This is a genomic window from Microbacterium sp. (genome assembly GCF_049650565.1).
Lineage (GTDB): Bacteria > Actinomycetota > Actinomycetes > Actinomycetales > Microbacteriaceae > Microbacterium.
This window is the reverse complement of sequence record NZ_JBASAK010000039.1, coordinates 112,083-129,450: the sequence shown is the minus strand read 5'-3', so window position 1 is coordinate 129,450 and position 17,368 is coordinate 112,083. Positions and strand designations below refer to the sequence as shown.

The window sequence follows — 17,368 nt, the reverse complement described above, 5'->3', positions numbered from 1 at the left end:
GGCGCTACAGACCCTGTCCCGCGTCCCAGAGTCGCTCGGTGCGCCCCGCCAGCAGGGCGTCCAGGGAGATCGCCTGGGTGTCGGTGAGCGATGCGACGTAGTCGATGATGCCCCGGCCACGGGCCAGCTCGTCGAGGTCGGCATCCGTCCGAGACTCCACCAGCTCGGGGGCGTCCTGCCGCAGCCGGCGGTGGTCATCAGTCGCGAGCTCCACCAGGTCGATCAGGCGTCGGGGTGCCCGCCGGGCATCGTGGGGGTCGTCGAGCCATGCCGTGACGCCGTCCACCAGGCGCTCCAGCACGCTGGCCTGACCGCGCTGGTAGACGGTGAGGTCGGGGCGCTCGAGGATGAATCGCTCGTGAAGGAACTTCAGCACGGCCACCTCATGCCACGCCTGCTGGTTCAGCGCGACGTGGCCGCAGCGGATGTCCGGATGCCGGTGCACCTCGACGGCCGACTGCAGCCGGGAGATCCAGCCGCTCGTGAACCCCGCCAGGGTGCGCTCGCTGGCGAGCGACCCGTCGAACGGCTCCGCGACGAGCCCGTCGACCACCTCGGCCTTGACCTTCGCCACCGCCTGGCCGAAGGCGTCGGGGTCGGCGACCCAGGCATCCTTCGCCTGCAACCGCCGCCACAGCAGCTCCAGCGAGTACCCCGGCCTGCGGGCGTCGACGGTCAGGGCGGCCGTGTCGGATGCCCGCAGACTCGCGAGCTCGTGGTGCCAGCTGCGGAACTCCGAGGACAGCGTGGCGGGGTTCAGCAGCCCCGCGCGGTAGAAGTCGTCGAGGTCGTGCAGCGAGTAGGCGATGTCATCGGAGATGTCCATGATGGAGCACTCGACGGTCTGCTGGCCAGGCTCGATCAGAGGATACGCGGCGAGGGCGCCCCTGGCATCCTGCTCGTCGACGGCGTAGAAGCTGAACTTGCTCGCGCCGCCTCGCCGGATGCCGCCGTCGCCGCGCCGCCAGGGGTATTTCAGCACGGCAGCGCGCACGGCGGCGGTGAGGTTGAGACCGACGCTGGGGCGGTCGTGCTCATCGAGGCGGGTCAGGATGCGGTAGGTCTGCGCATTCCCCTCGAAGCCCTCCCGCAGGCCGAACCTGTCGCGTGCCAGGCGGTCGAGGGTCTGCTCGCCGAGATGCCCGAACGGCGGATGCCCGAGGTCGTGGGCGGCGGATGCTGCTTGGACGACCACCGGATGCGCGCCGCCGAGCTCCGCGACGATCCGGCCGGGCTCGTCATCGCGCGTGGACAGGTGGGTGGCGATCGCGCGGGCGACCGCCGCCACCTTGATGGAGTGCGTGAGGCGATTGTGCACGGCGAGCCCCGCTCCCGTCTGCGAGATCACCTGCGTCACGGCGGAGAGCCGGGAGTAGTAGGGCGAGAAGCGGATGCGCTCCACGTCCACACGGAAATCCGGATGCCCCTCGGCCTGCTGGAACTCGTCGAGCGTCTCGGGCAGTCGTCGCCTCTGTCGCGGGTCATCCATCATGCGCCCAGTGTGTCACGGGCTCGAGGCCTGTGACGGGGTTCTCGGTCATCGCGCCGGGGCGGGCTGCGCGGGGCAGGTCGCCAGGATCTGGGCGATGGCGTCGTGCTCGGCCTGCGTCACCCATAGGTCATAGGCGGCCTTGACGGCGACCTGGCGTGCGACGTACGCGCAGCGGAAGCCCTTGGTCTTCGGCAGCCAGGTGGCGGCGTCGCCGTCGCGCTTGGCCGCGTTGGCCGAGCCGTCCACGGCCAGCAGGTTCAGCGGGTCGTTGGCGAACGCCGTGCGCTGCTCGGGAGTGAGCGCCTGTGCGCCCTTCTGCCAGGCGTCGCTGAGTGCGACGACGTGGTCGATCTGCACCAGCTGCGAGGTGTCCTGCCCGCGGACGAACGGGATCGTCGATCCGGAGTACGGGTCGTGCAGGGTGCCCGAGAGCACGACGCATCGTCCGCGCCGGGTGATGTCTGTCAGTTGCGCGGCCAGGATGTCGTTGCGGGTGTCGCAGCCGTTGCGGTCGACGTCCTTCCATCGCGGGCCGAACTGGGCGCGCTCGTAGCCGGTCTTCGGCGCGCGGCCCTTGACGGGGAGCGTCTTCAGCAGGGCGAGCGCGGAGTCTGCGGATGCCGTGGGCGCGGCGCTCGGTGTCTCGGTCGGGGGCGGTTGCGGTGCGGCTGTGGGTGCGGCATCCAACGGTGTCGGCGATACCGTGCTCGGCGCCGACGATCTCGCGCTCGCCGTCGGCGCGGCCGCCGGCTCGGCATTCGGGTTCTGCGCGCCTCCGACGGCGCCGGAGATCAGGGCGATCACGGCGACCACGACGATGAGCAGCCACGCCCCTCCGCGCATGCTGGATCGGCGCGCTCTCGCCCTCGTCATCATCCACTGCCGATCTGCACAGCATCCGTCCCCTCAGACGGAATCCCTCCTCATTATGACCGCCTCGAAACTCACGGCGGACCTCCGGCATCCGGGTCCAGCATCGCCTCTCGCAGACACCGGCGTCCGCCGATGCCGAACTCAACATCTGGAGATTCGGATGCGTAGATCAGTTCTCGCTGTGTCACTCACGGTCATCGCGACCACCCTCGCAGTACTCGGCGGCGGAACCGCCGCGAATGCCTCCCCGCCACCCACGGCGCCCATCCCGAATTCGTCGCCCGGGTGGCTGACCCACGCCGCGAAGGTCGGGCCCGCCACGGGCAACGTGCAGGCCCGCGTCTACCTCGCTCCGAACGGCGGGCTGGCGGCGCTGCAGTCGTTCGCGGCCGCGGTGTCGACGCCCGGGTCCTCGCAGTACCGGCAGTTCCTGACACCTGCGCAGTACCACGCGCGGTTCGACGCCGGCACCTCCACCGTCTCCGCCGTCACGGGGTGGCTGACCGGCGCGGGCCTGAAGGCCTCCGTCGATCCGCAGCACCGCTACGTCGACGTATCCGGTGGAGTCGGCGCAGCGAACAAGGCGTTCGGTGTGACCCTGTCGAAGTACACGCACGATGGCCAGACCGTGCAGGCCCCGTCGGGTGCCGCCAGCACTCCGGCATCCCTCTCCGGTGCGGTCATCGCCGTCAGCGGACTCGACACGACCCCACAGGTCGTCGCGCCGCAGACGCAGAAGCCCGCACCTCCGGATGCCGGGTTCCGCAACGCACCCATCTGCGGCGAGTGGTACGGGTCGGCGACGCCGGCGAACATGCCGACGCCCGACAACACCGTGCTGCCCGAGTTCGACGGGGCATCGCTGGCGTACTCGCCGTGCGGCTACACGGGCCCGCAGCTGCGCGCCGCGTACGAGAAGGGCCTGACCGGCGGGTACGACGGCAGCGGCGTGACGGTGGCCATCACCGACGCGTACGCGTCGCCGACCATCGAGCAGGACGCCAACCGGTACGCGACCGACACCGGCGACAAGCCGTTCGCGGCGGGACAGTTCTCGCAGAGCCTGCCGGGGTCGTACACGCACGTCAACAGCAATGCCTCGCACAACCAGTGCGGCATGCCGGGCTGGTACGGCGAGGAGACGCTCGACGTCGAGGCCGTGCACGCCATGGCTCCGGCAGCGAACGTGAGGTACTACGCCGCGAAGAGCTGCACCGACCCCGACCTGCTCGACACGTTCAACCGCATCAACGATGAGAACCTCGCGAACATCGTGACGAACTCGTGGGGCGCAGTGGGAGATGCGGCCAAGCCTGCGCTGACACTCGCGTACGACACCGCGTTCCTGCAGGGCGCCGCTCAGGGCATCAGCTACGTGTTCTCCACCGGTGACAACGGCGACGAGGCGACCGCGCTCGGCACCCCGCAGACCGATTTCCCGGCATCCGATCCCTATGTCACCGCTGTCGGCGGCACCTCGACCGCGATCACGCCCGACGGGCTGGTCGGGCAGACCGGCTGGCAGACGTCGAAGTACTCGCTGACCGACGGCGGGTGGGTCTCGGCGGGCGACTTCCTGTACGGCGGAGGCGGTGGGTACTCGTCCAACATTCCCGAACCGACGTATCAGAAGGATGCCGGCATCGTCAGCCCCAACGGCGGGCGAGCGGTTCCCGATGTGGCGATGGACGCCGACCCCACCACGGGCATGCTCGTGGGGCAGACGCAGACGTTCACCGGCAAGGCCGCGTACGACACCTACCGGATCGGCGGGACCAGCCTGGCCTCGCCGCTGTTCGCAGGGATCACCGCGCTGAAGATCCAGGCGAGCGGTCACGGTCTGGGGTTGCTCAACCCTCTGATCTACTCCTCGCACGGCGCCGGGTTCACCGACGTCACCGGGGCGGGCATCGGCACGGGCGCCATCCGCGTCGACTTCGTCAACGGGGTCGATGCCTCGGGCGGGTATGCGTACTCCGTGCGCACGTTCGACGGCGCGACCACCTCGTTGAAGGTCGGAGCCGGCTGGGATGACGAGACCGGCTGGGGCAGCGCCTCCGCCGCGTGGGTTCACTAGACGCGCCTCACGTCTGATCGGGAGGGTCCGGCGGCTGCCGGGCCCTCCCTCCTTCGGTCAGTCGGCGACGATCAGCCGGTGACGATCAGCCGGTGACGATCAGTCGGTGACGATCAGTCGGTGACGATGCCCGCGCGCACGGCGACTTCGCGGTATGCCTCGGCGAGGGCTGCGGTCGTGTAGTGGCGGTTCAGGCCGCTGGGGTTGGGGACGACCCACACCTCGTCGACGCCGTGCCAGTCGACGCTCTGTCGGCCGACGGTCGCGTGCGGTGCGCCGAAGGCGATCCGGTACGCGCCGATGCCGAGCAGGGCGACGACCTTCGGGCGGATGCTCTGGATCTCGCGTCGGAGTCGCACACCGCCCTCGCGCAGTTCGTCGTTGGACAGCTCGGATGCCTTGGCCGAGGCTCCCGGGACGATGCTGGTGATGCCGACGCCGCGGAACTTGAGGTGCTGTTCGTCGGCGGGAAGCATCCCTGCAGAGGCGTCGATGCGCCGGTCGACGATGCCGGCGGCCAGCAGCGCGGGGAAGAACCTGTTGCCGCGCGGCGCGAAGTGCGCCTGTACCGCGACCGACAGCAGCCCCGGATTGATGCCGACGAACAGCAGGCGGGTGGGGTCGGGGATCAGGTCGGGGAGCGTCCCGCCCGTGAAGGCGAGCAGTTCCGCGCGGGTGAAGGGCATGTGTCCATCATCCCGCGGGTGTGCGCGGTGGATCTCGTGACCAGCGACCACCGCTGCAGGTGTCGACGGCTGATCCGACATCGCCTCTCGCTGTGTCACTCGCCCGCGGTATCTTCTGGCCATGACGACTGAGCCCGGCGCACTTGACGAGAAGCGGATGCGCCTGCGATACGCCGGCGTCTGCCACCTCTGCGGCAGAGAGCTGGCGGCCGGACAGATCGCCGTATACGAACGAGTGGGTCGCAGAGTGCGTTGCCTCAGCTGTCCGGTCGAGACTCCAACCCAGCTCGAGCAGACCCACTCGGCGGCTGCCCCCGCCAGTCCCGAGCTAGACGAGGGAACTGCGGGAGCCTCGGCTCGCCTCGAATACGAACGTCGCCGTGACAGGCGCGAGCAGAGGATCCGCACGAAGCACCCGCGGCTCGGGGGCCTCATCCTCGCTCTGTCAGACGAGCCGCAGAGCACTCGTGCGTGGGAGCGCGGCGCGATCGGCGAGGAGCATCTCGCCGCCAGGCTGAAGGATCTTCCGGCACCCGCCCGGGTCCTCCACGATCGCCGCATCCCCGGCACGCGCGCGAACATCGACCACATCGTTATCGCACCCTCGGGAGTATGGGTCATCGACGCCAAGAGGTACAAGGGCAAGCGCCCCGCGCTTCAGGTCGACGGCGGCATCTTCCGCCCGCGCACCGAGACCTTGCGCATCGGCGGCCGCGACGGGACCAAGCTCGTCGCGGGCGTTCTCCACCAGCAGAGTCTCGTGCAGGCGGCCCTCGGAGACCTCCAGATCCCCGTCCATGCGGCACTGTGCTTCCTCGAGGCGGACTGGCCGATGATCGGCGGCAGCTTCTTCGTCGACGGGATCCACGTCGTGTGGCCGCGACTGCTGGTCAAGCGCATCAACGAGGCCACTCCGACCGGTCTGGATGTCGAAGCTGTTGCTGCGCGGATCGCACGAGCCTTCCCGGTTGCCTGAGCACATGGACGAGCCGCCGACAAGACCCCGACCCCATCCACACGTTGTGGTTGAACAGCCCGGTAAGCCGCAGAAGTCGCCGGGGCAAAGCAAAGCCCCCGCGATGTAGAAGCTACGCGGGGGTTTCTGGGCTGATTGTAATGATCAGCCTTGTGGCTCCGACGGGCGTCGATCCCGTGACCTCACGATTTTCAGTTAGATGCGGCGGAGTAGCGGGTACTTGTTGGTCGCCGTTTGCCGCGTGATTCCGCGGGAGCCGTCATCGTTGGTCGTGGCTCGTTGAGGGTGGTTTCAGCGGAGCTACCGGCACAGAACCGGCACAGAATACGGTGAAGATGCCTGCAACCTAGATATGGTGCAGGCATGGGCGATGGACCTTTGAGTGATGTTGTCGGCGGTATCGGCGAGGTTGTGCGGCTAGGGGCCGGCAACCCTAGCATGCGTCGAGCCGGCGACAACTTGGCGTATGGGCTCGAGGTTGTGACAGGTCTCGTTCGCACGGCGCTGTTGCCCTTGGCGGTCGTGAATGCGCGGGCCCAAGCGTACTTCGCCGACAAGTTTCCCGATCAGCTCGGTGAAAAGTTGGCAGACGTGCCGCCAGATCAGATTGTGACGCCGAAGCCGTCGGTCGCTGGTCCGGCTATGCAAGGGCTCAACTTCTCGCATGAAGAAGAAGACTTGCGGGACTTGTACCTTAATCTCTTGGCAACCGCGATGGACGGTCGGATCGCTGCATCAGCTCACCCTGCTTTTGCGGAGATTATCGCGGCACTTTCGGCCGCCGAGGTAGCCGCACTTGATGTCGTGCTGCGTGGTGGAAGGGTCCTACTCGCTGAGATTCGAGTGACCAACGACGGTGAAGAGGGCTGGGCTACGGTGCATCGTCATCTTTCCCCGTGGACCCGCAACGGCTTGCCTGACACCGACCCGATGCTGCCCGCATATCTGGACAACTGGGCGAGACTCGGGCTTGTGGAGCTGTCCTACATGAACTTCGCCACGGGTGAGACGACCTACGCGTGGGTTGCCGAGCGCCCCGAGTACAAGGAACATGAAGCCAGCCTCGTAGACGGGCAGAAACTCATCTTCGAGAAGGGCGTTGCGACGGTGACCGAGTTTGGCAAGGCATTCTCGCGGGCTGTAAGGATCGGTGAGCAGCGCCGAGGCGCCTGAGCATCCGGCCTGCCCGGCCTCCGTGCTGGCACAAGCTCCGCGGGGGTTCCTGGGGTGATTGTGACGATCCCCCTTGTGCCTCCGACTGGCATCGATCCGGTGACCTTTCGATTCTCGGTCGCCGCTTCCCGCGTGATTCCGCGGAAGTCGTCAGTGGAGTCCCGCATAGTGGTGTAGCGCGCGGTGGTCTGGCTCGTCGTTCCTGACGTAGACGCGGTCACCGTGTGATCCTTCGAGAAAGCTCTCTACTTCTCACTCGAATGGAGTCATCACGATGACCGCTCCTCATATTGTCGACCCTGCCGGCGTGCTCAGCGAAGCGCTGTTGGACGCGTCGCCGGATCTGATGCGCAGCTTGCTGCAGACGATGATCAACGCGTTGCTGTCCGCGGACGCGGACGCCGTCGTTGGCGCGGAGTGGGGCAAGCCCTCACCCGATCGGCTCGCGCAGCGCAACGGCTACCGGCACCGCGACCTGGACACCCGCGTCGGCACCATCGACGTTGCAATCCCGAAGCTGCGGGCGGGCACCTACTTCCCGGAGTGGTTGCTCGAGCGCCGCAAACGTGCCGACCGCGCTGATCACCGTCGTCGCGGACTGCTACCTCGCCGGGGTCTCGACTCGCCGGATGGACAAGCTCGTGAAGACCCTCGGAATCCACTCCCTCTCCAAGTCCCAGGTCTCCCGCATGGCGGCCGAGCTCGATGAGCACGTCGACCAGTTCCGCCACCGTCCGCTCGGCGACGCCGGGCCGTTCACGTTCGTTGCCGCTGACGCCCTTACGATGAAGGTCCGTGAGGGCGGCCGCGTGATCAATGCAGTCGTGTTGATCGCGACCGGCGTCAACGCGGACGGGCGCCGCGAAGTCCTCGGTCTGCGGGCCGCAACCTCGGAGACCGGGGCAGCATGGAACTCGTTCTTTGCTGACCTCGTCGCCCGCGGTCTCGGTGGTGTCCGCCTCGTCACCAGTGACGCGCACGCCGGGCTGGTGGAGGCCATCGCGGCGAACCTGCCCGGCGCAGTCTGGCAAAGATGCAGAACCCACTACGCAGCCAACCTGATGTCCGTGACACCGAAGACCATGTGGCCGGCCGTCAAAGCGATGCTGCATTCCGTCTATGACCAGCCCGACGCCGACAGCGTCCACGCGCAGTTCGACCGACTCCTCGACTACGTCGACGACAAGCTCCCGGACGCGCACGAGCACCTCGACAATGCACGGGCGGACATCCTCGCGTTCACCGGGTTCCCCGAAGGGCTCTGGCAGCAGATCTGGTCGAACAATCCGAACGAGAGACTGAACCGGGAGATCCGCCGCCGCACCGACTCCGTCGGGATCTTCCCGAACCGGGACGCGATCATCCGCCTCGTCGGCGCCGTCCTGGCCGAGCAGACCGACGAATGGGCCGAAGGGCGCCGCTACCTCGGCCTCGACATTCTCGCTAAGAGCAGACTCACCCTCGTCGCCGACAACAGCCCCGAGGAGGTGACCGACAGCATCCTCGAACTCAGCGCCTAACCCTCAAATCGAAGGACCGAGCGCTACACCACTACCGGGGACTTGACCAAGTCGTCATGGTTGGTGACGGCTGGTTATGGGTGGTTTCAGCGGAGCTCCCGGTACGGAACCGGCACGGACTGCTTGTCAGAACTCGGCTACGCGGCGCTCAGATGGAAGGTTCTCGGCCTCCTCGCACAGGCTGCGCAATTCCTCAGACACGAACAGAAGTCCTGTGTAGGTTTCAGCTAATGATGGCGCTTCGCGGAGTACGGCGCCGAGTACAGCGCTCGTTGCGTCTAGCGAGGCGGCGCGCACCAGATCTGCATGATTAGTCAGCGCCGTGTTCAGCGCACTCAAGTCCATGTTCGCCGCGCGCATCCAGTCGGCGACTGTGTCAGTGAGGCGTCGCCGATCGTCTGGCAGTTTCTCGGGGAAGTGCTCCTGAAGCACGAGCAGAATATCGGTCGCTTCAAGCATGCGCGCCGGAGTCGCTACCGTCGCATCGGCAGGCATGTCCGCCGCGTCGATATCGTCGATCGTGCGGTCCACCATCTCCAGGATGCCGCGCATCTGCGCAACTAGTCTGAAGTTTCCCCACGAGTAGTTGCGACCCTTGTAGTCAAAGTCGTGCGTTGCGGCATCTAGTGCATGTTGAAGCACTGTCGTGAACTGCACTTCGCATTCCGTCACGAGGAGGGGGTGCCGCTCAAGATAGGACGCCGGAGGCCGCACGAAAACCTTGGGTTCGTGGTAGCGGAAGTCACTCGGACTCACTTCGATGGGGCCGGGATCGTCCACCTGGAGCTCGCTGCTTTTCAGCAATTCGATTGCGAGAGGGATCTCGTGACGGTAAAGCAGCACAACGGTGAATCCGAGAAGGTCACGTATGTCGCTGGGGCTCGCAATTTTGCCCGTCTGCACCTTCTGGTGGATGCTCGCCGCCTGCTTCTTTCGAAAGGTGACTGCCTTGACGTTAAGTTCGTTGAGCGTTGAGCGCAGGCGTGCCTCTACAGCGTCGCGTAGCTTGTCCAGATCCTGCTCGCGGTTTGCGCGCCAGATCGTGATCTTCGCCGGAATCATCACGCAGGATTGATTACGCTGGCCAGAGTCTTCGCGCGTGCCGTGCGGTTCGACGCCTTGTTCGAGCCTTGCCGCGCTGACAGTACGTACTGGACGGCGCGTTCGGATTCTGCGAGGTCGAGTTCCGCAGCGAAGGCCGTCAACCGTTCTGCCGCGACTTCAGCCTCGGGCAGGAGGTCTTGGTCGCTGAGGCTGATTACCGCAGCCCACAGAGAGTAAAAGTCCGCCACGTTTGAATACCGGGTGCCGGCGAGGGGGAGCTTCTTATCGATCTCCGTGAGGTAGTCCACAGTTGCAGAGAAGCGCTTGCTCTTTTGGCGCGCTCCCGGAATCTCCTCGTCCCAGCTGGCGTAGATGTCATCTAGGTAATCCTTCCCGTCCTGGATGCCCGATGCCGCCACGACGAAGAACTCAGAGACGTACTCGACGTCAAGCATGCGGCGCCGCCGGGCATCAGTGACCAGCCCGATGTCCTCCCAGAACGGGTTCTCGGCAAGCTCCTCGACCTTGCGTATGAACGCGCCGTCGAATTGCGCGTGCCGCAGCTCCTGCTTGTTCAAACGGGCGACGTTTCGATTCAGGCGATCGAAGGCTTGGTTCAGCTCCGCCGACGATGTGTTCGTAACCATCTCGACCGTGAACAAGTATTCGAGAATCTGAAGTTTCTCGTCTTTGGTGAAGTCTTCGTAGTACTTTCCTGCAAGGCCGGCATCCTCGAGGGAGTCGGGCGCTGGAAACTCGTTCCGTACAAACTTGAGGAGCGTCGTGAGGCGCTGCTTGCCGTCCAGGACGCGGTACTCAGTTGGACGGTCGGGGTCGACAACGCGGTCGATGAAGATCGACTGTGTCGGGTAGTTTCGGACCACCGAGTCGACAAAGAATCGACGATACTGCGGGCTCCAAACGCTCCGCCGCTGGTAAGGGGGGTCCAAGTTGAGTCGTCCTGCATCGTCGAGGTCGAGGAACCAACTCACGGTCTGAGGGCTGGGTGTGCGTTCAAATCTCTTGGTGCTCATGTTTCGCTCTTCGATGATGATGGGCTGCTAAGGATAAACATACCGGCGTGATGATAGGAACCAGGTTCCGCGCCGGCGGTTGCCTTTCCGCAGGCGGCGCAGCCGGCCGCTAGTTGTTCTTCCCATTGACGTTGTGGACGCGTTCGATGGGTGAGAGGCCGCCGATTGCGGTATGGGGTCGGTGATGATTGTAGTCGTGGATCCATGCCTGGTAGGTGGCAGCTCTGGCGGCGTCTGATCCGTAGTGTCGGGCGTAGGCCCACTCGAATGCGAGGGTGCAGTGGAACCGCCCGATCTTCCCGTTCGTCTGCGGCCGATATGGGCGGGTGTACTTGTGCTTCACGGCGTCGCCGAGCGCCTCGTTGAACAGCTTCGACCGGTAGCAGGAGCCGTTGTCGGTGAGCACACGCCGCACCGTGATGCCCAGCCCGGCGAAGTACGCGGTCGCGCGTTCCCAGAACCCTGCGGCGGTCTCCTTGCGTTCGTCGTCGAGGATCTCGGAGTACACCACCCGGGAATGATCATCGATCGCCGAATGCAGAAACGAGTACCCCACCCCGGCAGTTCTGCTGCGGTTGCCCGCGGACCGTCCGAGGGTGCGCCAGCCACCGCCGTCGGGGATGCGGCCGAGCTTCTTCACATCGACGTGGACCAGATCGCCGGGGTTCTCGTGCTCGTAACGGACGGGCTTGGGTGTGCGGATCCGGACGCCGGTGTTCACGTCAATGTGGCCCAACAGCGGCACCTGGTATCGGGAGAGGACCTTCGAGACCGTCGATTGCGGCAGGTGCAGGTGATACGCGATCCGGCGCGGCCCCCACCGGCGCGTCACCCGCAACGCGACGATTCGACGCTCGGTGCGCTGCGACGTCCGGGTCAGCGACCGACGCGGACGCGACGACTGGTCCTGCAGTGCGGCTTCGCCGCCGGTACGGTACCGGGACACCCACTTCGACACCGTGCCGCGGGCGACCTGGAACCGTTCGGCGACGCGCGCCTGCGCGAGCCCGTCGTTGACGACGGCTTTCACCATCGCCAGCCGCCCCGCCGGGGTCAGCTTCGCGTTGGCGTGGGTAACGTAAGACACGAGGACCTCCGTGAACTCGATCAGGTGTAGTTACCCATATCGATACCGGAGGTCCTCACCTCATCCCATCAGCCACGCTGCCCACAACCTCCGTGGGAAGAACAGCTAGATTGAAGGAGAAGTAGCGATACGTCCCCTTACTCAAGGAACCGAGGATGCTCACACGACAGACAGCGCTGACGGCAGCTCTGCTGAGCGCCGCGTTCGTCTTGACAGCGTGCTCCGTCGGTACCGCAGAACCAGTCGCGGATCCTACATCGATCGCGACCGACAGCGGTTGCGTTGCCATGTGCCAGGCGTCCGACGAATACGCACCGACTGCTTCCGAGAGCACAAGCGGTTTCCCTGGCGAAGGCACCGCACTGCCCGATGAAGAGAACTCCGACGTGGGAGACGGGTATCAGCAGCCCGCACCTCTTCCTCCTGTGCCGAGCAGGCCGGAGCCAACACCCGTCGCACCCGTCTGCCCACTCGCCGTTGCTGGTTGGACGGCGGGGGATCTGGCGCTCACCGAGATTCCCGGTAACGTGAACAAGAACCTCGGAATCGGGACAGAGTACAGAGTCTCGGCGACGATATCCGTGTCGAACCAGTCCGATGCACCGCTCACGATCAACTATCTGACCCTGAGCACCGAGGTGGCCACGTCGCGTGTGACCTTCGCCCCGAGCATGGAACTGCACGACGTTACAGTTCAAGCTGGCGAGATCAAGAGCTTCCCCGTGAGATCGATACTCACAGTCGGAATGACCGATGGCGACACAATCAGTTCTTCGAGCATCGACAAGCTACAGCGTCAGGCATCGTACGACCTATCGGGGACATTCGACGCGAGTTGCCGCACCTGGGGGTTCCCGCTCAACTACGTGCCCAGCAATTAGCTGAGACAACCCGCAGGCATCAGGCGGGTGGGGTCGGGGATCAGGTCGGGGAGCGTTCCGCCCGTGAACGACAGCAGCTCGGCGCGGGAGAAGGGCATGCGTCCATCATCCCGCGGGTGCGCGCGGTGGAATTCGTGACTGCTAGCCTCGGATCGGCCGCGATGCGAGGAACTCGTGGCCGCCGTCTCCGCAGCGCACTCAGCTCGGCTCTTGAGGCGTATCCGAGCCGCTGTTCTGATGCGCCGGAGATCACCCGGCCCTGATAACGAGGATCCATCACCATGTCACAGCGACACTTTCGAACTGCGCTCGCGTCGAGTCTTCTGGCTCTCGCCCTGTTCACGACGGGTTGTGCAGGTAGTCCTGCTCCTGCTTCCAGCGGCTCAGCGGACGGTGGCCGAGCGGTGAGCGAGACACCCACGCCTGCAACGAAGCCCACCCCGGTGAGCCTTGAAGGCACTTGGAAGCAGAGCAACTCGAAGGCCGAAGGGTCCGCGATGGAGGCGACGGTCGTCGGTCAGACGATCACGATCGACTTCATCATCGACGGAGGCAAGACGACCGCGCTGTATTGGGTCGGCACCGTCGTCGTGCCGCAGGACGGCTCGACGAGCTTCACGTGGACCTCTGAGGCTGACACGGCCAAGTTGAAGAACGCGCTTCTCGGATCGCAGGACGCCACCAAGAACTTCTCATACGACAACGGCGTCATCCGCTATGAGGTCACCATCCAGGGGCAGACCGCCCAGGTCGAGATGGCTCGGGCCGAGTGAACAGAGGGCACTGCGCGGACCCAGGGCAAAGGCAAAACCCCCGCCATGTAGAAGCTAGGCGAGGGTTTCTGGGCTGATTGTAACGATCAGCCTTGTGGCTCCGACGGGCGTCGATCCCGTGACCTCACGATTTTCAGTCGTGCGCTCTACCAACTGAGCTACAGAGCCGTGCGGCACACCATGATCTGCCGCTTCTTAGACGAAGAGCCTCCTCGAAAGAAGGCTCGACGCTCAGAGCGACCCTGACGGGACTTGAACCCGCGACCTCCGCCGTGACAGGGCGGCACGCTAACCAACTGCGCTACAGGGCCATAACTTTTCAATTGTATCGGATCAGTGACCCCAACGGGATTCGAACCCGTGCTACCGCCGTGAAAGGGCGGCGTCCTAGGCCGCTAAACGATGGGGCCGAAGAGAGTCCCAGGGGGTTTCCCTTGCCGACGCTCAAGCATAAGGGACACCCCGAGGAAAAACGAAATCGAGGGCGGGCCTGCGTGACTCCCGGGCGTTTCGGGTGGACGATGGAAGGATCTTCTGTGCCGCGAACGCCGCAGGACCTGTTGCGGATGTGACGAATGTTGTTAGTGTGGCACTTGTGAAACCGGCGGAAGGGGCCGCGTGAACGAGGAATTCCTGCCGGACGCTCGCGCGGCGTCCGAGACGTGCGGGTGCGCACCCACGCCCGCCGAGCGGCGCGCATTGTGGCCTTCCGCGAAGCTGACCCGCCGCGGTGCGCTCACCGTCGGAGCGCTGAGCGCTGTCGCGCTGACCGCCTTCGGGCTCTCCGGCTCCTCTCTGATCGCCCATGCCGAACCCGGGTATCCCAGCTGGGATGACGTGCAGCGCGCGAAGGGCAACGAGGCCGCCAAGGGCGCCGAGATCACCCGCATCCAGCAGCTCATCCAACAGCTCACGCAGCAGGCCGCCGATGCGGAGGCCGCAGCGCAGAAGGCCGGCGACGAGTTCTACGCCGCTCAGGAGGCCTACTTCGAGCAGGCCCAGCGTGCGGAGGATCTGCAGGGGCAGGCCGACGCGCAGGCGAAGATCGCAGCGGACAGCTCCCGCAAGGCCGGCCAGGTCGCGACGCAGCTGTATCGCAGTGGCGGCGACCAGGCGGCCCTCGAGCTCTTCCTCTCCGACTCCTCCCAGGGCGCCGATGGGTTGCTCTCGCGTCTGGGCAGCATGGACCAGCTGCTCGAGTACAACCGCACCATCGCCGATCGCGCCGCCGCGGCCCGCGATTCCGCGCAGTCGCTGACGGACCAGGCCAAGACAGCTCGTGATGAGCGCGATCGACTGCAGAAGATCGCCGAAGAGAAGATGAAGCAGGCCCAGGCAGCGGCGGATGCCGCGCAGGCCGCCGTCACCGAGAAAGAAGCCAACCTCGAGACCCTGCAGGCGCAGCTCGCCGCCCTCAAGGACACGACCGCCGCGACGGTCGCCGGCTACCAGCAGGGCGAGCAGGTCCGCAAGGCCCGCGAAGAAGCCGAGCGCAAGGCCCGCGAGGAGGCTGCCCGCAAGGCCGCCGAGGAAGCCGCCAAGAACAACGGCGGCGGCAGTGGCGGCGGAGGAGGAGGCTCCGGAAGCGGCAGCGGCTGGGTCCGCCCGCACGGCGGCTTCATCTCATCCGGCTACGGCTCGCGCGGCAGCGTCTGCCAGAACGGCAAGTGCAGCTCGAGCTTTCACCGCGGACTCGACTTCGCCAACGGCTGCGGCGCGCCCATCTATGCGGCGGCATCCGGCACCGTGACCGCGCGCTTCTCCAGCCATGGGTACGGCAACTACACGAAGATCAGCCACGGCGGTGGCGTCTCCACCGGCTATGCGCACCAGTCCCGCCAGATCGTGAGCGTCGGCCAGCACGTCAGCGCCGGTCAGGTGATCGGCTACTCCGGCAACACCGGCCAGTCGCTGGGATGCCACCTGCACTTCGAGGTGTACACCAGCGCTGGAACGATCAACCCCGCGCCATTCCTGCGCGCACGCGGCGTCAGCGTCTGATCCGCCCGCGAAGAGCATACGGAGAAGCCCCCGGTGCGAACCGGGGGCTTCGCTTCGACAGGCTCAGCGACCCGTCGGGGGCTCAGTGACCCGTCGGATCGAGGTCAGTGACCCTCGGCCTCGCGGCGTGCGAAGGCCTCGTCGAGGATGCGCTGCGCCTCGGCCGCGTCGCCCCACTCGTCGACCTTGACCCACTTGCCGGGCTCCAGGTCCTTGTAGTGCTCGAAGAAGTGCGCGATCTCCTTCTTGGTGTACTCGCGCAGGTCGTCGACGTCCTGGATGTGCGCCCAGCGCGGGTCCTTGCTCAGCACGGCGACGAGCTTGTCGTCGCCACCGGCCTCGTCGCTCATCTTCAGCACCGCGACGGGACGCACGTTGACGACGACGCCCGGGTAGATGGCGTGATCCAGCAGCACCAGCACGTCCAGCGGGTCGCCGTCCTCGCCGAGCGTGTTGTCGAAGAAGCCGTAGTCGGCCGGGTAGCCGAAAGTCGTGTACAGCACGCGGTCGAGGTGCACGCGACCGGTCTCGTGGTCGACCTCGTACTTCACGCGGCTGCCGCGCGGGATCTCGATGGTGGCGTCGTATGCGCCCATGTGCATTCTCCTTGAGTCGGATGCCGGATTCGGAAGATCATGAGGATGCCGCTGGGCATCCCGAACCAGGATACTCGTGCCTGGTCGTGCGCTCCGGCGCCCTCTACGGTGGAAGGATGCCGTCGCTCGATCCCGCCATCGCCGAAGTCCGCCGTGCCGTACGCGCATCCCTCGCGCCGCACGCAGGCCGCGCCGTGGTCGTCGCCCTCTCCGGCGGTGCCGACTCGCTCGCGCTGACCGCGGCGACGATCTTCGAAGCGGGAAAGCTCGGCATCGCGGTCACGGCTGCGGTCGTCGACCACGGATTGCAAGTGGGATCGGATGCCGTCGCGCAGCGCGCGGCGGCGCAGGCGCGGGAGCGGGAGCGGGGAGTGGATGCCCGGGTGCTGACCGTGCACGTGGATCCGCAGCATCCAGACGGCCCCGAGGCCGCGGCGCGCGACGCCCGCTACGCCGCCCTTCGGCAGTGCGCGCGCGGGGTCGGAGCGGATGCCGTGCTGCTGGGCCACACACTCGACGACCAGGCCGAGACCGTGCTGCTGGGCCTCGCCCGCGGCTCGGGCGCCGCCAGCCTGCAGGGCATGCCGCCGGTGCGACAGGACGTGGACGGGATGCTGTGGCTGCGCCCGCTGCTGGGTGTGCGCCGCGCCACCACGCGAGCCTGCTGTGCAGCATCCGCTCTTCAGGTCTGGGACGACCCGCAGAACGCCGAGACTCGCTTCGCTCGCGTGCGCGTGCGCGAGACGGTGCTGCCGGTGCTCGAGGCCGAGCTCGGGCCGGGTATCGCTGCGGCCCTCGCCCGCACCGCCGAGCAGCTGCGGGAGGACGCCGAGGCGTTCGACGAGATGATCGACGAGACCATCGAGGACATCGTCGAGCATGCCGAGGCCGGCATCTCCGTCAGCGTCGCAGCCCTCGCCGCCAACCCCGCAGCTCTCCGGAACCGGATCATCCGGCTGGTGGTCGACAGCGAGTTCGGTGTCGGCCTGACGCGCGTGCAGACCCTGGAGGTCGCCCGTCTTGCGACCGACTGGTCGGGCCAGGGGCCCATCGATCTGCCGGGATGCACGGCACGCCGCGAGGGCGGACGCATCGTGTTCGCGGCGCGCTGAGGAACGACCCTTCGACCCTTCGACGAGCTCAGGGACCCAGCCA

At 66.3% G+C, this 17,368-nt stretch carries 14 protein-coding genes, 3 tRNA genes and 1 pseudogene; 8 read left to right on the top strand and 10 right to left on the bottom strand.

What is annotated here, in order from left to right:
- Positions 1-4 precede the first annotated feature (4 nt).
- Positions 5-1,492 (bottom strand): deoxyguanosinetriphosphate triphosphohydrolase family protein, encoded by a 1,488-nt coding sequence (locus WA967_RS07090; RefSeq protein ID WP_424420508.1) that lies wholly within the window; start codon positions 1,490-1,492, stop codon positions 5-7.
- Between the two features lie 45 nt (positions 1,493-1,537).
- Positions 1,538-2,335 (bottom strand): HNH endonuclease family protein, encoded by a 798-nt coding sequence (locus WA967_RS07085; protein WP_424420507.1) that lies wholly within the window; start codon positions 2,333-2,335, stop codon positions 1,538-1,540.
- Between the two features lie 211 nt (positions 2,336-2,546).
- Between WA967_RS07085 and WA967_RS07080 the strand changes: the two genes are divergently transcribed.
- Positions 2,547-4,442: a S53 family peptidase gene (locus tag WA967_RS07080; protein WP_424420505.1), complete on the top strand. Its 1,896-nt coding sequence runs from the start codon at positions 2,547-2,549 to the stop codon at positions 4,440-4,442.
- A gap of 113 nt (positions 4,443-4,555) precedes the next feature.
- Here WA967_RS07080 and WA967_RS07075 read toward each other — a convergent pair whose 3' ends face one another.
- A complete protein-coding gene (locus tag WA967_RS07075; RefSeq protein WP_424420502.1) occupies positions 4,556-5,128 on the bottom strand; it encodes a mismatch-specific DNA-glycosylase in 573 nt (190 codons plus the stop codon).
- 121 nt (positions 5,129-5,249) lie between these two features.
- Here WA967_RS07075 and WA967_RS07070 point away from each other — a divergent pair, with 121 nt between their 5' ends.
- The 3 genes and pseudogenes from WA967_RS07070 (at position 5,250) to WA967_RS07060 (ending at position 8,797) form a co-directional block, all read left to right on the top strand.
- Positions 5,250-6,104, top strand: coding sequence for a nuclease-related domain-containing protein (locus WA967_RS07070; RefSeq protein WP_424420498.1), 855 nt, complete (start codon positions 5,250-5,252; stop codon positions 6,102-6,104).
- Positions 6,105-6,467: 363 nt separating this feature from the next.
- Complete coding sequence (locus WA967_RS07065) at positions 6,468-7,277, top strand: DUF4393 domain-containing protein (RefSeq protein WP_424420495.1); 810 nt, start codon at positions 6,468-6,470, stop codon at positions 7,275-7,277.
- A 274-nt stretch (positions 7,278-7,551) separates the two neighbouring features.
- Positions 7,552-8,797, top strand: a pseudogene (locus WA967_RS07060) (IS256 family transposase).
- Between the two features lie 126 nt (positions 8,798-8,923).
- On the opposite strand, the gene WA967_RS07055 reads toward WA967_RS07060, so the two are convergent.
- The 3 genes from WA967_RS07055 to WA967_RS07045 form a co-directional block, all read right to left on the bottom strand.
- The gene (locus WA967_RS07055; protein ID WP_424420492.1) at positions 8,924-9,862 is read right to left on the bottom strand and encodes a hypothetical protein; all 939 of its coding nucleotides are present in this window, start codon (positions 9,860-9,862) and stop codon (positions 8,924-8,926) included.
- A complete protein-coding gene (locus WA967_RS07050) occupies positions 9,859-10,875 on the bottom strand; it encodes a DUF262 domain-containing protein (protein WP_424420489.1) in 1,017 nt (338 codons plus the stop codon). Before WA967_RS07050 ends, WA967_RS07055 begins: the two co-directional genes overlap by 4 nt.
- 109 nt (positions 10,876-10,984) lie before the next feature.
- On the bottom strand, positions 10,985-11,962 hold the full coding sequence (locus WA967_RS07045) for an IS481 family transposase (protein WP_424420486.1): 978 nt from the start codon (positions 11,960-11,962) through the stop codon (positions 10,985-10,987).
- Between the two features lie 155 nt (positions 11,963-12,117).
- On the opposite strand from WA967_RS07045, the gene WA967_RS07040 reads away from it, so the two are divergent.
- Complete coding sequence (locus WA967_RS07040; protein WP_424420483.1) at positions 12,118-12,843, top strand: hypothetical protein; 726 nt, start codon at positions 12,118-12,120, stop codon at positions 12,841-12,843.
- Between the two features lie 404 nt (positions 12,844-13,247).
- A complete protein-coding gene (locus tag WA967_RS07035) occupies positions 13,248-13,616 on the top strand; it encodes a hypothetical protein (protein ID WP_424420480.1) in 369 nt (122 codons plus the stop codon).
- A gap of 95 nt (positions 13,617-13,711) precedes the next feature.
- Here WA967_RS07035 and WA967_RS07030 read toward each other — a convergent pair.
- The 3 genes from WA967_RS07030 to WA967_RS07020 form a co-directional block, all read right to left on the bottom strand.
- Positions 13,712-13,784 (bottom strand) — tRNA-Phe (locus WA967_RS07030).
- Positions 13,785-13,853: 69 nt separating this feature from the next.
- A tRNA-Asp gene (locus tag WA967_RS07025) sits at positions 13,854-13,927 on the bottom strand.
- A gap of 26 nt (positions 13,928-13,953) precedes the next feature.
- Positions 13,954-14,026 (bottom strand) — tRNA-Glu (locus WA967_RS07020).
- A gap of 208 nt (positions 14,027-14,234) precedes the next feature.
- Between WA967_RS07020 and WA967_RS07015 the strand changes: the two genes are divergently transcribed.
- The gene (locus WA967_RS07015; RefSeq protein WP_424420478.1) at positions 14,235-15,617 is read left to right on the top strand and encodes a M23 family metallopeptidase; all 1,383 of its coding nucleotides are present in this window, start codon (positions 14,235-14,237) and stop codon (positions 15,615-15,617) included.
- A gap of 104 nt (positions 15,618-15,721) precedes the next feature.
- On the opposite strand, the gene ppa is transcribed toward WA967_RS07015, so the two are convergent.
- Positions 15,722-16,213, bottom strand: a complete 492-nt coding sequence (gene ppa, locus WA967_RS07010) for an inorganic diphosphatase (protein ID WP_424420476.1) — start codon at positions 16,211-16,213, stop codon at positions 15,722-15,724.
- A gap of 116 nt (positions 16,214-16,329) precedes the next feature.
- Here ppa and tilS point away from each other — a divergent pair, with 116 nt between their 5' ends.
- Positions 16,330-17,325 carry a tRNA lysidine(34) synthetase TilS gene (gene tilS, locus WA967_RS07005; protein WP_424420473.1) on the top strand — a complete coding sequence of 332 codons (996 nt, stop codon included), beginning with the start codon at positions 16,330-16,332 and terminating at the stop codon, positions 17,323-17,325.
- Positions 17,326-17,368: the final 43 nt, after the last annotated feature.

Excerpts from the sequence above, each read along its gene's own strand:
- WA967_RS07040 (WP_424420483.1), top strand. The coding sequence starts at position 12,118 with ATGCTCACACGACAGACAGCGCTGACGGCAGCTCTGCTGAGCGCCGCG.
- WA967_RS07085 (WP_424420507.1), bottom strand. The coding sequence starts at position 2,335 with ATGCGCGGAGGGGCGTGGCTGCTCATCGTCGTGGTCGCCGTGATCGCC.
- WA967_RS07075 (WP_424420502.1), bottom strand. The coding sequence starts at position 5,128 with ATGCCCTTCACCCGCGCGGAACTGCTCGCCTTCACGGGCGGGACGCTC.
- WA967_RS07050 (WP_424420489.1), bottom strand. The coding sequence starts at position 10,875 with ATGAGCACCAAGAGATTTGAACGCACACCCAGCCCTCAGACCGTGAGT.
- WA967_RS07070 (WP_424420498.1), top strand. The coding sequence starts at position 5,250 with ATGACGACTGAGCCCGGCGCACTTGACGAGAAGCGGATGCGCCTGCGA.
- WA967_RS07090 (WP_424420508.1), bottom strand. The coding sequence starts at position 1,492 with ATGATGGATGACCCGCGACAGAGGCGACGACTGCCCGAGACGCTCGAC.
- WA967_RS07065 (WP_424420495.1), top strand. The coding sequence starts at position 6,468 with ATGGGCGATGGACCTTTGAGTGATGTTGTCGGCGGTATCGGCGAGGTT.
- tilS (WP_424420473.1), top strand. The coding sequence starts at position 16,330 with ATGCCGTCGCTCGATCCCGCCATCGCCGAAGTCCGCCGTGCCGTACGC.
- ppa (WP_424420476.1), bottom strand. The coding sequence starts at position 16,213 with ATGGGCGCATACGACGCCACCATCGAGATCCCGCGCGGCAGCCGCGTG.